Raw genomic sequence first — 16,871 nt, forward strand, 5'->3', positions numbered from 1 at the left:
TGTCATTTGGCTGGTTAAGTACCGTGAAAAACCGATTAGATACGTTTCGGTAAATTACTGACCCAATTTAATAAATTGGTTGCATCATTGGTACGTGCCTGAGAAGAACTTGCACCTAATAACACCACCACAGCTGGACGACTATTTACAGTGGTATGCATAACCACGCAACGCCCTGCTTCATTGATATAACCCGTTTTAGAAATATTAATATTCCAACCACCATTACGTACTAAGGCATTGGTATTATTTGATTTCAACACGCGATAACCTAAATTAAAGTCATAGTGTGCTGTTGTTGAAAATTGACGGATCAAGCCATATTGCGATGCAGCACTGACTAAAATCCCCAAATCTCGAGCAGAAGAAACATTACGTGGATCTAAACCAGTAGATTCAACATAATGGGTTGAGTTCATGCCCAATTGACGTGCTTTTGAATTCATTGCAGCAAAAAAAGCTTGGCGACCACCAGGGTAAGTACGTGCTAAAGCCGCTGCAGCTGGATTTTCAGATTTCATCAATGCCACAAGTAACATTTCAGCACGATTCATGGTATCGCCAACTTTTAAAGTTGAACTTGAATTCTTACCACCAGCACCCGCAAAATCGATTTGTTGCAAGGTGATGTCTTCAGACATATTTAGACGAGCATCTGCGGTAATCACCGCTGTCATCAACTTGGTAATTGATGCGATCGGCAACGCCATATTGGTATTTTTACTAAACAGGACTTCACCTGTTTTTGCATCCATTACCAACGCAGCACGTGCATTTACCGATGGTTGGCTGTTATAGGTATTGGTGTCATAAATCTGTACAGACTTATTGGTCAATGTTGTCGGTGCAGCATTTGACGCACGAATTGTTGTGGTTAAGGTGGTTGAGCCTTTTGGAGAAATATCCTCGCCATCATCATCCAGAGAGTCACCATTGAGTAACTGGCTGGCATCTGAAGAAGACCAATTTACAGTTGCTTGTCCGCTCCCCCCCGATGAGTTCATAATGATTTCAGCAAAACCGGTAGAACTCAAACTGAGTAGTACTGACAAACTCAGCACATGCATTAACGTTTTTTTTGGTTTTTTCACGATAACTTACTCACCTCAAGGAGGTATTCACAAACTTGCTAATTACCTCAAATATGACTTACATTTACACTCAAACGTGACTATATTAAAACAAATATTTCAATCACGCCGTATTATGCGTAAATATTGAATGGATATTAGGAATAGGATTGCCAATTTTGTTATGTCTTTGCAAGTCTTTTTTGCTTTATGTAACAAAAATGTCGATATTGAGAAATTTAAGGAGGTGTAAGTGATTACTGTTTTAGTGGTAGATGACCATGAATTAGTAAGAACCGGCATCTGCAGAATGTTAGAAGATCAGACCGATATTCAAGTCATTGGGCAAGCAGAATCTGGTGAAGAAGCAATTACGATTGTAAGGCAACAACATCCCAATGTGGTTTTATTGGATGTCAACATGCCTGGAATTGGTGGTGTAGAAACTACCCGTCGTTTGTTACAAACCGCACCTGATACCAAAGTACTCGCTGTGAGTGGTTTGGCTGAAGAACCCTATCCATCGCTATTATTGAAAGCTGGAGCTCGTGGTTACATTACCAAGGGCGCGCCGATCACTGAAATGGTTCGTGCAATCAAAAAAGTCATGCAAGGCGGTAAGTATTTTAGTGCCGATATTGCTGAACAACTTGCAAGCTCTTATTTATCCGATACACAAACCTCACCTTTTGACGCGCTGTCAGAACGTGAAATGCAAGTTGCCATGATGGTAGTAAATTGTGTCAGTGCACAAGAAATTTCTGACAAACTCTTTGTCAGTGTAAAAACAGTCAATACTTATCGTTATCGTATCTTTGAAAAATTAGGACTTGATAGTGATGTAAAACTCACTCACCTTGCGATACGTTATGGTCTAATTAAGCCATAAATTGATTAAAACAATAATTTATCTTGAGTACGATTTATGTCGCCTACGGTAACGGTTCCCATTTATCAAACAATTTACCGTCTAGGCACACTGTATTCAGGGTATAGATTGGTTATTGCCTTTTGCTTAGTCATTATTTTTCTGATTACCCTTGAACATCAACCCGTACATTACCAATATCCCAGCTTATATTTTTATTCTCTAACCGCATTTACGCTGATCGCAGCATTACAAATGATGCTGCTCAAGTTCTACCCGCATGGGGTTGGACGGCAATTTATCGGTTTTTTTATTGTTGATATTCCCTTTCTAAGTACTTTAGTATTTGCCCTTAATGGGCCAAATTTAGCCATCAGTATTTTGTTCGTGATTGCCGTTTTTACCGCGAATTTTCTGCTCAGTAAAAATAAAGCGCTATTCGTAACACTGGTTTCTGTGATTGCGATTATTTACCAACAGTTTTTAGGCAGCTTCTTCGATTTTTCAAATTTAAATAATATTAGTAACAGTGCCTTATTGGCTTTTTTATTTTTTATGGTCTATGGCATTGGGCAGATTGCAATTAATCGCTTCCAAGTTTTAGAGTCGTTAAATACCTATCAATCGCTTGAATTATTTAAGTTACAGAACATTAACCGCTATATTTTAGAACAGATTGAAGTGGGTTATTTGGTGCTCGATGAAAAGTGCAAAATTATCGTCAGTAACCCTGCTGCCTGTTTACTTTTGGGTATTTCACCACTTTACGCGCATGAGCAATATCATTTATCCAGCTTTCAACCAGACTTATATGAAATCTTAAAAGATGCCATGTTACGTGATGGAGAACGCTTCCAATTTGAATCGCATCAGTCCTCGTATACAGTCGATATTCGCGTACAAAAATTGATTGTTCCGCATCAAGCACTCACGCTTTTGGTCCTCGAAGATGCACAAAAAATTAATCAAAAGGTACAACAACTCAAACTTGCTGCACTTGGTCAATTGTCCGCCAGTATTGCCCATGAGATTCGCAATCCACTTGCTGCCATTGCGCAGGCCAATGATCTCTTTATCAGCAGTGACCCAGAACAACAAACCATTTTAAATCAAATGATTACCAAACAGACCATCCGTATCAACAATATTATTAAAGATACCTTGGATATGGCAAAAAATAAAAAGACCCATACATCGAAAATTAATTTTCAAGAATTTGTTGATGACTTATTACGCCATGATTTAGGGGATGCTCAGGAAAAAATCAAATTAGAGGTCCAATCTGATGTTTGGATTTATTTTGATGATTCTCATCTTCGACAAGTTTTAATCAATTTAGTGCGTAATGCATTACGTCATAATGATCAAAATGCTGAACACATTTTAGTGCAAACGTTTAAAAATGAATCACACGTATATATCGATGTGATTGATTATGGGAAAGGCGTCACAAAACAAGATCTTTCGCAATTATTTCAGCCATTTTTTAGTACCGAAATCAATGGAACTGGTTTAGGATTGTACCTATCGCAGACGATATGCGAAGCGAATCAAGCGAAACTAATTTACGTAGAGCAAAAACAACAAGGGGCGTGCTTCCGTATCGAATGCCCACTCATGGATTAGATTAGGTTTTTGGGGATATGACTACACGACAACCATTGGTTTTACTTGTAGATGATGAACAAGATTTATGTATGTTAATGCAAATGAGCCTTTCTCGGATGGGCATCAAAACGCATATGGCACACCATTTACAACAAGCCAAATATTTTTTTAGTGAATATAAATATGATGCCTGTATTACCGATTTAAACCTCCCTGATGGCAGTGGTTTAGATTTGGTTAAACATGTATCGCAGCATTATCCTAAAACGCCTATTGCAGTCTTAACTGCATATGGAAATATGGAAATTGCGATTGCCTCGCTGAAAGCAGGCGCTTTTGATTTTGTCAGCAAACCGATTAACCAATTACATCTGCAACAACTTTTACAAAAAGCTTTGCATGTACCACAGTTAAGAGAAACGATCAGCGATGCGCCGCTTGAGGAATCAATGCTCATCGGTGATTCACAGGTGATTCGTAAGTTAAGAGAATCGATTAAAAAAATTGCCCGGTCACAAGCACCCGTATTTATCACGGGTGAATCAGGAACAGGCAAAGAGGTTGTTGCCAACCTCATCCATCTACTCAGCAACCGCAGTGATAGCCCTTTTGTTGCGATTAATTGTGGTGCAATTTCTGAAGAGCTGATGGAGAGTGAGCTATTTGGGCATAAAAAAGGCTGCTTTTCAGGTGCAACTCAAGACAAACAGGGTCTTATTCAAGCTGCCAATGGTGGTACCCTGTTTTTAGATGAAATTGCAGAACTGTCATTGGCGATGCAAGCCAAACTGTTACGAGCATTGCAAGAAAAGAAAATTCGTCCTCTAGGCAGTGATAGCGAAATCGAAGTTGATTTTCGTATTATCAGTGCAACACATCAAGACATTGAAGCATTCGTTGAACAAGGCAAATTCCGCCATGATCTGTTCTTTAGAATTCATGTGATGGATATTGTCCTGCCACCATTGCGCGAACGTGATTGTGATATTCTAATTTTAGCCAATCATTTTCTTCAGCAAATTTGTACAGAGTGGCGTATTTCAACTAAGTCTTTCACTGAACAAGCCAAAGCTTTTCTTTTGCAACAACATTACTCAGGCAATGTTCGTGAATTACGCAATATCATTGAAAAAGCCATTACCATGAGTGATGAAGACTATATTGATATTCAACAGCTACAACCAGCTCCACATCGTGGTGTCCACAAAGTCGAACAGCATGATCTGATGCAAAGCAAAGCCTTGCCTATCGTCATGCCGAATAAAGCACAAAACATTCCAGAAGAAGGTTTGGAGCAATATTTAGAAAAAGTTGAAAAAGAAGTGCTGTTATCTGCATTAAATCAAACCCATTGGAATCGCACTTTAGCTGCGAAGAAATTGGGCATGACCTTTCGTTCTTTACGCTACCGTTTGAAAAAGTTTGGTTTAGATACCGATGATGATGAATAAAAGTAGCCTCCATTCTTCATCATAATATCAACTCAAGCATTTTTTGCTTTTTACATGGTTACAACATAGCGACATAGATGTCGTCGTTGGGTAAGGAGGGGGTAGATCGCCCCCTTGCCCAACACAACGTGATTTAACTGCCGAATGTCAGATATAGCAGCATAAAACGGCTACAGTGTTATAAATTCACTTCTCGGTATTCAACTTTATCTATCACGATGTTTTAATAGTTGATCTGCAACATTATTTAAATAAGTTTCTTCTTTTTGATCTAAAGCCCATGGATATTCCAAATTAGGGCGAATACCCTGCCCATCAATCATATTGCCATTAGGCGTATAATAATGCGAAACCGTCATTTGTAATGCAGCGCCATTTGGCAATGGAAATAACTTCTGTACAACGCCTTTGCCATAGCTTTTTTCACCAATGACCCAAGCACGTTGATGCTCTTTCATTGCAGCTGTAAAGACTTCTGCGGCAGATGCTGAACGACCATTAATCAAAATACCTAATTTGGTATTGGACGACTCATCACCGGGTAAGGCTTGGAATTGTTGATTGCCTTCTGAACGACTTTTGGTAGAAACAATTGTTCCCTGAGTTAAAAACAGATCAGCCGTTTCAACAGCAGCGGAGAGTAAACCACCGGGGTTATTGCGCAGGTCGAATAGTACGGCTTTTACTTTTTGAGTGCTGTATTCTTCGATTAAACGTTTAATTTCATTGGCTGTATCTTGTTGAAAGACTTTGACTTTAAGAACTAAAACCTGATTATGCAACATAATCGGCTCGATATCTGCCACTTCTAATTTGCGATTTCTGACCACTGTGATGGCTGGGCTTTTTTCATTGAGTTGCAACTGAAAAGTTGAACCAATTGAGCCATGTAATAAATCTTCGACTTGTTGGGCATTTAAATTTTTAAGTTCTTGATTTTCAATTTTAAAAATAGTGAAGCCATTTTTTAAACCGAGTTTAAATGAGTCTGAATTATCGCGTAAATTCTTCACTTTCCATTGATGAATATGACTATCAAAAGCCAATTCAAAGTCAGCAGTCGCAAGGTCACTTTCCGTATATTGCATTAACTGTTTATATTCTTCAGGACTCAAATAACGTGAATAGCGATCTAAACCACCCACCAGCCCTTTGATTGCCTGTAGAAACAGAACATCATCCGGTTTTTCCTGAACATAATTATCTTTGACGATGCCGTAGATTTGCACAAACTGCTCAATCGATTCAATGGGCACTTCGGCAATACTTTCTTCGACATCACCATCAAAATCAAGTGCGGCAGCATTTTCTGCTGCCCAAACTGAATGGCTTCCACAAGCCAACAATCCTGTTAATACAGCAATATATTTCCAAGCTTGAGCCATTCACGCACCTAGTTTTTAATAGAGATAATTTTATGCTTTCAATGTAATTAGATTACGGCCTTGCATTTCTGTCGGCACAGGGAGATGCATTAAACTTAAAATAGTCGGTGCAACATCTGCTAAAACGCCACCTTCAGCAATCGTCGCTGAGCTTGGTCCAACATAAATGAAAGGTACAAGTTCAGTGGTATGCTGGGTATGGACTTGACCACTCACATAATCCTGCATTTGCTCGACATTACCATGATCAGCGGTAATCAGCATGTGACCATGCTTTGCCATTACAGCTTCATATAAACGACCAAGGCTTGTATCAACCGCTTCAACTGCTTTCACAGCTGCATCAAACACGCCAGTATGACCCACCATATCGCCATTGGCATAGTTCACCACCAAAAGGTCAAACTCGCCTGAATTGATCGCATCAACCAGCTTGTCGGTGACTTCTGGCGCGCTCATTTCTGGCTGTAGATCATAAGTCGCCACTTTCGGTGATGGGATTAGAATCCGTTTTTCACCTGGATATTCATCTTCACGGCCACCGCTAAAGAAGAAAGTCACATGGGCATATTTTTCTGTTTCTGCAATACGTAACTGCGTTTTGCCTAAAGAAGATAAGTATTCACCAATTGAATTTTTTAAACCTTCTGGCATATACGCCACTGGTGCATCGATCGTCGCTTGATAACGCGTTAACATCACAAATTTGGATAGATGTGGTACCACTTTACGCTCAAAACCAGCAAAGTCTTGCTCTACAAAGGCTTTGGTAATTTCACGGGCACGATCAGCACGGAAATTCATAAATACCACACTGTCGCCATCTTGAATTTTTGCGATTTCACCAATACGGGTTGCTTTAACAAATTCATCATTTTCATTGGCTGAATAAGCTTGCTCTAAACCTTCAACTGCTGAATCAACAACACGTAAAGCTTCTCCTTCAGTCATCAGGCGGTAAGCTTGTTCCACACGATCCCAACGATTATCACGATCCATAGCAAAGTAACGTCCAATCATGGTGGCAATACGCCCTTGATTTGGATATTGTGCAAATACAGCATCGAGTTTTTCTAAAGAAGGTTTTGCACTTCGTGGTGGCGTATCACGACCATCTAAGAACGCATGTAAATAGACTTTTGCCCCACGTTTCAAGGCAAGCTCACACATCGCAATAATATGATCTTGATGAGAGTGGACACCACCCTCTGACAACAGCCCCATGATGTGTAATGCACCATTTGCCGCTTTGGCTTTTTCTACTGCATCAATCAGAACTTCATGCTCGAAAAAATCGCCGGTACGAATGTCTTTGGTGATACGGGTAAAATCTTGATACAGCACACGACCAGCGCCCAAGTTCATATGACCCACTTCTGAGTTACCCATTTGCCCATCTGGCAAACCCACATCTTCACCTGAACCTGAAATTAAACTATGCGGATGCTTTTCTTGCATCATGGTTAGATTTGGCGTTTTTGCTGCTAAAAACGCATTATCTTCGACCGCTTCACGATGACCCACACCATCCATAATCACTAGAACGTGAGGGATTTTGCCAGCAGTTGCATCCGTCATGATTTACACTCTTTACTGTTTACAAATTAATCGTTACATCTTACCGTTTTTTTACGGCAGACTCTATGCTAAGACCATGGCAAAAACGGGTTGCCATCATCTAAATTTCTAATCTAGTTAAAATTCAACTGACCTAAGCAATTGATTCATCAAATTATCTTGCTCTGTACAACAAATAACTGCCGATACCAAACATCAATACAATTGGCAAAAATACAAACCAAGCTGGCGATGGTGCATAGACCAAACTCGCATAGCCCAAGAAGTCTTGTATGTAATAGAAGCCCAAACCAACAAATAATGCGATGACTAAGCGAAAACCCATGGATTGTTGGCGCAAAGGCCCAAAAATAAATGAACAGGCAATCAACACCAATGCAAGTAACGCAAATGGTGAACCAATATTTTTCCAGAAAGCCAAAAGATATGTCTTCGGTACTTGGCTATATTCATGCATATATTGCATAAAACTCAACAACTGCGTAGGGGCTAAGTCCTCAGGATTGATGGTCACCATATGCACATATTTCGGTTGCAATGCGAGTGCTAAATCCTGTTGGTTTTTATTGACAACTTGAGCTTGACCATTGTCCAACAAATTGACTTGGGCACTGTTTTTTAAATTCCATTGACCTTCTTTGAAGAACTGCCCTTCTTCCGAATTTAGCAATGATTTCATTCGATAATTTTCGTCAAAATCGACAACTTGAACTTGTTTTAGCGTGCCTTGCGAGTTGGCATAATCAATATAAATAAAGCGTTGCCCTTCACGTGTCCAATAGCCTTTAACTTCCCCAAGCGCCGCGACACTGCGATGGCTTTTAATACTTTTCGCCTGTTCATTGGTATAGGGAATTACGAATTGGGTCAATAAAAATGAAAGCACCACCAAAAGCATCGCTGAACGCATCACCCAACCAACAATACGCCAGAGGCTAATACCCGCTGCTCGCATCACAATCAGTTCACTGTTGGAAGCCATTGAACCTAAACCCAATACAGCCCCGATCAAGGCTGCAATTGGAAGAATCTCATACAAATAACGAGGTGCGCCCCATAAAACATATTGCAACGCATTCCAAGCCGTATAGCCTTGTTTAAGATCACTTAACTCACCCAAATAGGTGAACAAGATCTGCAAACTGGCAAGGACTGCGGTCGCACCTAACATGGCGAGCAAGGTGGTTTTCGTCACATGTTTTGCGACAATTCTACGTGCTAACATTATGATTTTACTCGCTGTATTTGCTTTTTAATCTTAGGTGCTAATTTCTGCTTTCTTGAAAATAGAGCGGCAGCAACAGCATAGAATAATAACACTGCAGGATATGCCCAAACACCCACCTCATCTTTACTGATACGGGTTCGTATTGCCATGAGTGCCACAATTAAGCTGGCAAAAATCAATAATGCTGGGAAAAGTTTGAGATAGCGACCTTGTCTTGGGCTGACTTCACACAATGCAGTTGCCAGCATTAAGGCGACAATAATGGAAAACGGAACAAATAAGCGCCATCCCAACTCACTTGCCACAACAGGGTCATTTCTATTTTCAAGCAATTTGCCAAAAGATAGCCCCTCGACTTCATCACTTTCAAACTTGGCTTCTTTATTATTTTCTAAACGTAAACGATAAGATTGGAATTCAGTTTGGCTATATTTGGGTGTTCCTGGGTAAATTTCATAACGGCGACCTTCGACTAAATCGACCACACTGGCGGTTTCATTGGCAATTTCAATCCGTGTCGCTTCCTTTGCCAAAATCATGACATCAGGTTTGCCTTCTTTTTCAGCACGTTGATAAAAGAAAATATCTTTTAGATTTTTACGATCTTCAGATAAAGAGCCTGCATAAATCGTATAAGCCCCCGAAGAAATAAACTCACGTGGCCGAACTAAATCAAAGCCTGTTCGTACCGCTTGTGTAGAGATCAGTTGCTCATATTGACGGATCCCCCATGGAGACATCCAGATCATTAAGACACTTTGTACACACAAGTAAATAACAGTCAGTGGAATCAATAATCTGGCGACTTGAATACGGCTAATACCACTCCCGTTCAGTACCGCCATTTCATGATCGACATATAAACGACCAAAAACCAGCATCAACCCAATAAAGAAACCCAAAGGAAGAATTAAAGTCAAAAACTCAGGTAAACGAAAACCGATAATACTCAACAGAATACTCGGATCTACACGCCCCATAGCAGCTTGACCAAATCGTTTAATCAATTGCCCACCCATCATAATGACTGTCAATAATGTGACAACCACAAGAGAGGTCGAAACGACTTGTTTGACAAGGTAACGTCGAATAATCAAATTAATCTTCCAAATAAGGGTAATATCGTGATGTAGCGCTAGTTTACCCGAAGTTAAAATTATAAAACTAGATTGAAATTCTACCATTTGAAGTGGTTCAATGGTTTAATGATTTGAAATGTACAAAAGGCACAAAGACAACACATGAAACTTACGATCAATACGTCATTTTCAGCGTCTACATCTAGCCAGTCGTTATTTATTCTGGTGGATTCTGAAAACGCTAAACAAGCTCAAGAAACATATAAAATCAATGATTTGAACAGCATAATTGAAGACACTCAATTCAAAGCAAGTTTAAACGAAACTCTACCACTTATCGGAAAGCTAACTCAAGTTACGCAATGTACTTTAGTGGGCATAGATAAAGCCTCTGAAATTAAAGCTGCGAAATTAGCAAAAATCGCACAAACTATTATCAAAGCTTCACAAAAAAAATTCCAAAAAATCAGTATCGATATTTCGGCTTTACCGACTGAGTTACATTATCTATTTGCATTAAATTTGACGCAAGCTGCATATGCTTATGATGAATTCAAATCGAAGAAGAATGAGTTTACTTTAGAAAATATTGAATTTATTGCAACGCAATCAAGTCTGACTACAGAACAGATCACGCTTATTGAAGCTGTTCAAAAAGGTCAAAACTTTGCCCGTGACTTAGGTAACTGCCCTCCTAATATTTGCTTCCCTGAATATTTAGCAGAACAAGCACGTGCTTTAGCAGCTGAATTCCCTGAGCTTTTACAAGTAACGGTACTTGAAGAACAGCAACTTGCTGATCTAGGTATGCATGCTTTCCTTGCGGTAAGCAAAGGTTCTGATCGTCCGGGACGAGTGATTACCCTTGAATATAAAGCCAATGCTGATCAAGCACCAATCGTACTTGTAGGTAAAGGTGTGACTTTTGATACAGGTGGTATTTCATTAAAACCGGGCTTAGGCATGGATGAAATGAAATTTGATATGTGTGGTTCAGCATCTGTACTGGGTACGATTCGTGCACTTTGTGAAGCGAAACTCCCGATTCATGTAGTTGGCGCAATTGCTGCTGCTGAAAACATGCCTTCTGGCCATGCAACTCGCCCAGGGGATATTGTAACCACCATGAGTGGTCAAACGGTTGAAATCCTGAATACCGATGCCGAAGGACGTTTAGTCCTTTGTGATACCTTAACTTATATTAAGCGCTTTAATCCTGCATTGGTGATTGATATTGCAACACTGACCGGTGCTTGTGTGGTTGCTTTAGGTTCAGTGGTTTCAGGTTTATTTACACCAGATGATGAACTTGCAGAAGAAATTACAGCAGCAGGACACACTGCATTTGACCGTGTATGGCGTATGCCCGTATATGACGATTATCAAGAACAACTTGATTCGCCATTTGCCGATATTGCCAATATTGGTGGTCCAAAAGCTGGTGCAGTTACAGCAGCCTGTTTCTTACAACGCTTTACCCGTGACTATCGTTGGGCACACTTAGACATTGCCGGTACAGCGTGGAATTCTGGTGCAAATAAAGGTGCAACAGGCCGTCCAGTGCCATTGTTGATGCAATTAATCGCCAACCGTGTACAAAAGAATGGCTAAAATTAGCTTTTATTTGTTTGAAAAAAGCCCTGAGCGACAGGTGGAAAGTGCCTGTCGTTTATGTCGTAAAATTTTACGAAATGCAGCCAAAGTTTGGTTGCATTGCCCTGATGTAGACATGCAGCAACAACTGGATGAACGTTTATGGAGCTTTGATCCGACCAGTTTTATTGCGCATGGAATTGATCAAATTGATGCACCGATCTGTATTTCTTCAAGATTACCTGAGTCTTTAGACTGGATTGTGTTTAATTTTAACAATCAAGCACTTGAACAAGTGACACAATTTAGTCACATTATAGAAATTATTGAAAATGCTGAATCAGCAAAACAAATTGGTCGAGAGAAATATAAAGCCTATCGACGAATGGGTGTTTCGCCTCAAACATTTAAACTTTAATTCTTCATTCTCATTTTATATCAAGGAGATGCGTGGTGACATTAAATGTCGGTCAAGATTTTAAAAAGCGCTGGTTAGATACGCCTGAAGCGGTACGCCAAACTTTTGTAGATGACCTCAACCGCATCTGTGACCTTCTTAGCCCTAAAACAAATGTACAGGACTGGTTAAGTAACGACCAACGTCAAATGCAAGTGGCGCAACTCCAAGTTGAACACGCCTATGCTGAGCTAAAAGCCCAGCTGATTGAAGAAGCACGAATCCGTAGACAATTGGCGCTTGAAAAATCTTTAGCGGAAAAACGAGCATTACAGCACGCCTATAATTTAGCACTACAACAAGATGAAATTCAGCAGTTTGAACATCAACAATTGACCTTACAAAATTTACGTCAACAAATTGATATTGAAATTTCAGAATATAGTGAAAAATACACTAAAAATCCTGATTATCCAGCAATAGATTATGCCAATGGGCAATTCCGCATCACAGATGCGCAAATGACTTCAGAGTTGGAAAGTGTTCGTTTACGTCTTGAGTTAGAAGCAGAAACGCTCATCGAACAGAGCCTAAATGCTTTACGTAGCAAACTACAAACTGCGGCAAAAGAAGAGATTGAATATATTTTGGCAAATTCGAATTTTTCGGCAGAGAAAAAATAAAGTTTATTTATTTTAATCGGATATCCACGTTTACTTGTCACGAAAATGCAATATTAATGTCACATGATAGTCATCTCGGATGGCTTTAACGCTTATGTGTACAGGTTAAAAATATTTTAAGTGATCAACTCAGTGAGTTTTTATTTTCAAGATAAAAATTTCCAATCACTTGCATCAGGATGAATAAAATGGATCTGCTTAACCACATTTCGAACCAAATTGCGCGACTACATTCAGGTGAAAAATGGACTGTTTCTATACAAGATTTACTGATTAGCCGTGTAGATTTTCAATCGCTTTCAGTATTTCTTTCTCGGGAATCTGAAAAAGGGACTTTTTCACTGACTGATATGGACAAGCTAAAATCACGCTTTGAACATACCTCTTTGACGATTATCAAAAACTAATTAAGCCTGATACTTTGTCTCCTTCTCAAAACAAGTTCGCAAATAAACCAAAGTCTCATTTCAGCTTTGGTTTATCTTAAATGTAGTGTGGAAACACAGGATCTCAACAGATAATTTTTGAAATTAGCTTGGCTTCAACCCGTAAGGTCTCATTGTTGTTTTGATCAATTTCAACCAAATATTTTCCATTGGAATAAAAAATAGAATTGTCTTTTAAAGCAAAACTCATCACGCCTTTTTTTAATACAATCATCTCACCAGAAGCTGTCATCTTGATCAACTCCCAAGAATTTGGAATCATCCCTGGATATTTTTCGCCCGCCTTCTGATTACGTTCTAAATTTTGCTGAGCCTTAATCAAATTACCTTCAACGAATAACTCTTCTTCTGACTTATGTTGCGATTTGGCTGGATTATTTCCAGACGTTGTTTTTAACGATTCACCCGTATAGCGTTGAGTAAAGAAATCCAACCACCCCACAATCGCACGAATAATTTTAAAAGGCGCAAAAATAATATCTTTAAAGGTTGTTAACGGGGATTGGTGAACGCCATCACGGGAATACGGGCGTTTAATAAAATACAAATTGCCCTGCTCATCCATTTTGGGTTTAAAGAAATCAAACTTTGGATTTGAAGCGATTGTTTGCAACTCGCCTGTTCCCATATCCAAATGAAAAATTTCTTTGGGGCTATAGGCAATACGGTGTTCGCCATAGGCTAAACCACACGAATCATAATACAACTGCATGGTATCTCGCGGATCAAAACATGGATTTGAATCCTGACAATCCCCTTCGGTCAAATACTGTGTTCGATTGGCGTCTAAAGGCAGAATACAAATATGCCGTTCATAACCCTGGGTGTTAACGGATAGTGCTAAACGCTTTTTAGATTCATCATAAGCCATGTCCTGCACCACAAAATCATTCTTTCGTAATACTAAGCCTTCGGTTTCGTGTAAATCTGTCAATGATTTGATATTGATCGAAGTGCCTTCTTGCAAACAAGCGGTATAAATCATTTTATGATCAGCAGTGAGAGCAACATCTGTGGGGAAAATATGGTTTAAATCCACCTCATCATTTTGTGACGATGCTCCCATAAACTGTGCACCTGTACCTTTGGTTTTCCAATCTTTACGTTGCTGAATCTCAACTAAATTCTTTTTATATAAGTCAATGGCTTGGCAAGGAACCGTAATACTTTTATTCCCATCCAATAAATACAAATTTTGATTCGATAAATAGAGCAATGCTGCCATATGTATTCCTTAATTTTACCTGCAATGGCGTGTTTCTCAATATTCCAGTTACAGTGTTTCTTGTAATTTGATTGATTTTCAATATAGCCCAAGATGATGTTTAACGATTTGTATCTGTTTTCATCAATCCTTCCATTGTACTGACTTTCAAGCACAAAAAAAGCCTTTCACGAGAGAAAGGCTTTGATCTCTATACTGCTTTTTATTGCGCAGATTAAGGCTGTTTTAAATAAGGCCACGCTGCTTTTAAATAAATAAACATCGACCAGAGTGTCAAAATGACCGCGGTATATAACAAAGCATAAGCCAGTATTTCAAGCGGCTGCCAATTCAGTAAAAACACCGTGATCGCAATCATCTGAAAGGCTGTTTTATATTTACCCACCGTGGAGACTGCCACATTGGTACGTGCACCTAATTCAGCCATCCATTCACGCAGTGCTGAAACTGTAATTTCACGTGAAATAATCACAATTGCGGCAAATGCCATAGTGATTGATGGTTGCCACTGCACTAAAACAATCAATGCTGCTGCCACCATTAATTTATCTGCAACTGGATCTAAAAACCGCCCAAAAGCTGAGGTTTGATTTAATGTTCGTGCCAGATAACCATCAAACCAATCTGTGACTGCTGCAACAACAAAAATTGCAGTCAAGATAATATGACGCGTCATACCACCAGTATGTCCAGCCACTCCAATTGCAGGTGGCCAATAGGCAATAATTAAAAAAACAGGAATTAACGCGATTCGAGCAAGCGTCAAGATATTTGGAATATTCAGGATACGACCTGTAGTCATAGACACCGCCAGTGAGTCCCCTACTTACCCGAATGAAGGTAAATAATAATTTAGAGTAAAGCTCTATTTCGTTAGTACTTTAAACGATTCACATGAAACTGTCGACTAGGTAAATACTGTAACCGTCTGTCTTGCAATCGCAATGAGTCGATTTTGCTCATCCCAAAGATAGGCATGTTCTGTTGCATATCCATGCTCAGCAAAGTCTGTAATCACTTTATACTTAAACCAATCATTCAACTGATTTTGTAAAGGATGGATAAACGTTACTTGCCAAGTCAGTGTACTTGCAGGCGCAGCCAGTTTAAACATCGGCAATACACCCGGAGGCCAAACGTCCATTAAGGTCATGATGTCTGAGATATTCATTGTTCGATTGGCATGTAGCTCAGGGTCAAAACGACACCAACCCGAGAAATCAGGTTGCTTACTGCCTGACATTGGATAATCCCCTTCAATCCAAGCCAGTTGGAAATTTTTTACACACTCAGGAAAAGGTAAATATTTAGGGACAATATTAATCTGATCAAGTGGCGGAAAATCAGGGGCTTGAGGCTCTAAAGACACTTGAATTTTAGAATCGCGTTGGCTACCAAAACTTGCAATTAAAATACTCTGCACAGCTTCATTTTGCCACAGTCTGACTTCAATTGTGGTAACTGACTTACCCTGTCTCAGAATTTCAGTAGTCAATTTCACTGGCGTTTCTTCAACAGGCCCAACAAAAGTGACACTACAACTTAACAACTTTTTGACTGGATCGTGAATGGTTGCAATTGCTTTATAAACCAACATACCTGCAACGAGACCGCCAAAGATGGTCCGCCCCTGCAACCACCCTTGAGGAATATCAATCCACTCTTCTTGTTCAATCTGCTGAAATAGCGCTTCTAATGACATGATCTGTCCATTTTTCCAATCTTTGTTGTACTGTTTCATATTTAACGTGAGATGAAAATGATCAGTGACTGATGCGTCAATGGTTGTTTTTGCAAATGCGATTTAGGTTCAATAGCGATCATTCATATTCCAAACCAGTTGACTCACGTCTACAACAACAAGAATAAGGTTTTAACACATTGTATTAAATGGATATTGAGCCTGCTATTATTTATTCATATTTCAGTGCTTCGTATAACAGCGCTATGCGCAGAATAAAGCAGATCTGAGTCGAGGCTGATTGTTTAGAATCAGAGAATATCAACACATATCACATAGAAGATAAGCACAAATTGAACACTTTTCACCCTTCACTTGATCAGATAACGGATTGAAGGCAATATGTATAACGTACTTATCTTTAAGAAATTTCCAAACAGGAAATAAGAAACGTACGCTTAAAATAACAAATACAACCCAATGATAACTTCAAAAATATTGATCTAGGATGCCCTTTAGCTTCATCAATTTAGGATTTTATGATGAATATACGCAATCTTTGGCGAAACCCGCTTAAAC

At 39.4% G+C, this 16,871-nt stretch carries 15 protein-coding genes; 7 read left to right on the plus strand and 8 right to left on the minus strand.

Annotation, left to right across the window (positions count from 1 at the left end):
- Positions 1–35: 35 nt before the first annotated feature.
- Positions 36–1,091, minus strand: a complete 1,056-nt coding sequence (gene pbpG, locus L3V46_RS20185; RefSeq protein ID WP_004718389.1) for a D-alanyl-D-alanine endopeptidase PBP7/8 — start codon at positions 1,089–1,091, stop codon at positions 36–38.
- Between the two features lie 232 nt (positions 1,092–1,323).
- Between pbpG and L3V46_RS20190 the strand changes: the two genes are divergently transcribed.
- The 3 genes from L3V46_RS20190 to L3V46_RS20200 are packed head-to-tail and all read left to right on the plus strand — an operon-like array spanning position 1,324 to position 4,997.
- Complete coding sequence (locus tag L3V46_RS20190; protein ID WP_004718392.1) at positions 1,324–1,959, plus strand: response regulator; 636 nt, start codon at positions 1,324–1,326, stop codon at positions 1,957–1,959.
- A 36-nt stretch (positions 1,960–1,995) separates the two neighbouring features.
- Positions 1,996–3,564 (plus strand): ATP-binding protein, encoded by a 1,569-nt coding sequence (locus L3V46_RS20195; RefSeq protein ID WP_239046605.1) that lies wholly within the window; start codon positions 1,996–1,998, stop codon positions 3,562–3,564.
- Between the two features lie 17 nt (positions 3,565–3,581).
- Positions 3,582–4,997: a sigma-54 dependent transcriptional regulator gene (locus tag L3V46_RS20200; protein WP_239046606.1), complete on the plus strand. Its 1,416-nt coding sequence runs from the start codon at positions 3,582–3,584 to the stop codon at positions 4,995–4,997.
- 206 nt (positions 4,998–5,203) lie between these two features.
- Here L3V46_RS20200 and L3V46_RS20205 read toward each other — a convergent pair whose 3' ends face one another.
- From L3V46_RS20205 to lptF, 4 genes are all read right to left on the minus strand, one after another.
- Positions 5,204–6,382 (minus strand): S41 family peptidase, encoded by a 1,179-nt coding sequence (locus L3V46_RS20205; RefSeq protein WP_004818558.1) that lies wholly within the window; start codon positions 6,380–6,382, stop codon positions 5,204–5,206.
- Positions 6,383–6,412: 30 nt separating this feature from the next.
- The gene (gpmI, locus tag L3V46_RS20210; protein WP_034613550.1) at positions 6,413–7,960 is read right to left on the minus strand and encodes a 2,3-bisphosphoglycerate-independent phosphoglycerate mutase; all 1,548 of its coding nucleotides are present in this window, start codon (positions 7,958–7,960) and stop codon (positions 6,413–6,415) included.
- A 154-nt stretch (positions 7,961–8,114) separates the two neighbouring features.
- Positions 8,115–9,185 carry an LPS export ABC transporter permease LptG gene (lptG, locus tag L3V46_RS20215; protein ID WP_004818556.1) on the minus strand — a complete coding sequence of 357 codons (1,071 nt, stop codon included), beginning with the start codon at positions 9,183–9,185 and terminating at the stop codon, positions 8,115–8,117.
- A complete protein-coding gene (lptF, locus tag L3V46_RS20220) occupies positions 9,185–10,285 on the minus strand; it encodes an LPS export ABC transporter permease LptF (protein WP_034613617.1) in 1,101 nt (366 codons plus the stop codon). Before lptF ends, lptG begins: the two co-directional genes overlap by 1 nt.
- Positions 10,286–10,429: 144 nt before the next feature.
- Between lptF and L3V46_RS20225 the strand changes: the two genes are divergently transcribed.
- The 4 genes from L3V46_RS20225 (at position 10,430) to L3V46_RS20240 (ending at position 13,347) form a co-directional block, all read left to right on the plus strand.
- Complete coding sequence (locus tag L3V46_RS20225; RefSeq protein ID WP_239046607.1) at positions 10,430–11,878, plus strand: leucyl aminopeptidase; 1,449 nt, start codon at positions 10,430–10,432, stop codon at positions 11,876–11,878.
- Complete coding sequence (locus tag L3V46_RS20230; protein WP_004818553.1) at positions 11,871–12,278, plus strand: DNA polymerase III subunit chi; 408 nt, start codon at positions 11,871–11,873, stop codon at positions 12,276–12,278. The genes L3V46_RS20225 and L3V46_RS20230 overlap by 8 nt, the downstream gene beginning before the upstream one ends.
- Positions 12,279–12,310: 32 nt before the next feature.
- Positions 12,311–12,940 (plus strand): hypothetical protein, encoded by a 630-nt coding sequence (locus L3V46_RS20235; RefSeq protein ID WP_239046608.1) that lies wholly within the window; start codon positions 12,311–12,313, stop codon positions 12,938–12,940.
- Between the two features lie 188 nt (positions 12,941–13,128).
- Positions 13,129–13,347 (plus strand): hypothetical protein, encoded by a 219-nt coding sequence (locus tag L3V46_RS20240; RefSeq protein ID WP_004818550.1) that lies wholly within the window; start codon positions 13,129–13,131, stop codon positions 13,345–13,347.
- Between the two features lie 103 nt (positions 13,348–13,450).
- Here the strand turns inward: L3V46_RS20240 and L3V46_RS20245 are convergent, their stop codons facing one another.
- The 3 genes from L3V46_RS20245 to L3V46_RS20255 all read right to left on the minus strand — a co-directional run bounded on the left by L3V46_RS20245 (position 13,451) and on the right by L3V46_RS20255 (position 16,313).
- On the minus strand, positions 13,451–14,611 hold the full coding sequence (locus tag L3V46_RS20245) for a hypothetical protein (RefSeq protein WP_239046609.1): 1,161 nt from the start codon (positions 14,609–14,611) through the stop codon (positions 13,451–13,453).
- Positions 14,612–14,825: 214 nt separating this feature from the next.
- Positions 14,826–15,413 carry a CDP-diacylglycerol--glycerol-3-phosphate 3-phosphatidyltransferase gene (gene pgsA, locus L3V46_RS20250; RefSeq protein WP_004718416.1) on the minus strand — a complete coding sequence of 196 codons (588 nt, stop codon included), beginning with the start codon at positions 15,411–15,413 and terminating at the stop codon, positions 14,826–14,828.
- 105 nt (positions 15,414–15,518) lie between these two features.
- Positions 15,519–16,313: a thioesterase family protein gene (locus L3V46_RS20255; protein ID WP_239046799.1), complete on the minus strand. Its 795-nt coding sequence runs from the start codon at positions 16,311–16,313 to the stop codon at positions 15,519–15,521.
- Positions 16,314–16,871 lie beyond the last annotated feature (558 nt).

Source organism: Acinetobacter sp. AG3, assembly GCF_022343575.1.
Classification (GTDB): domain Bacteria; phylum Pseudomonadota; class Gammaproteobacteria; order Pseudomonadales; family Moraxellaceae; genus Acinetobacter; species Acinetobacter guillouiae.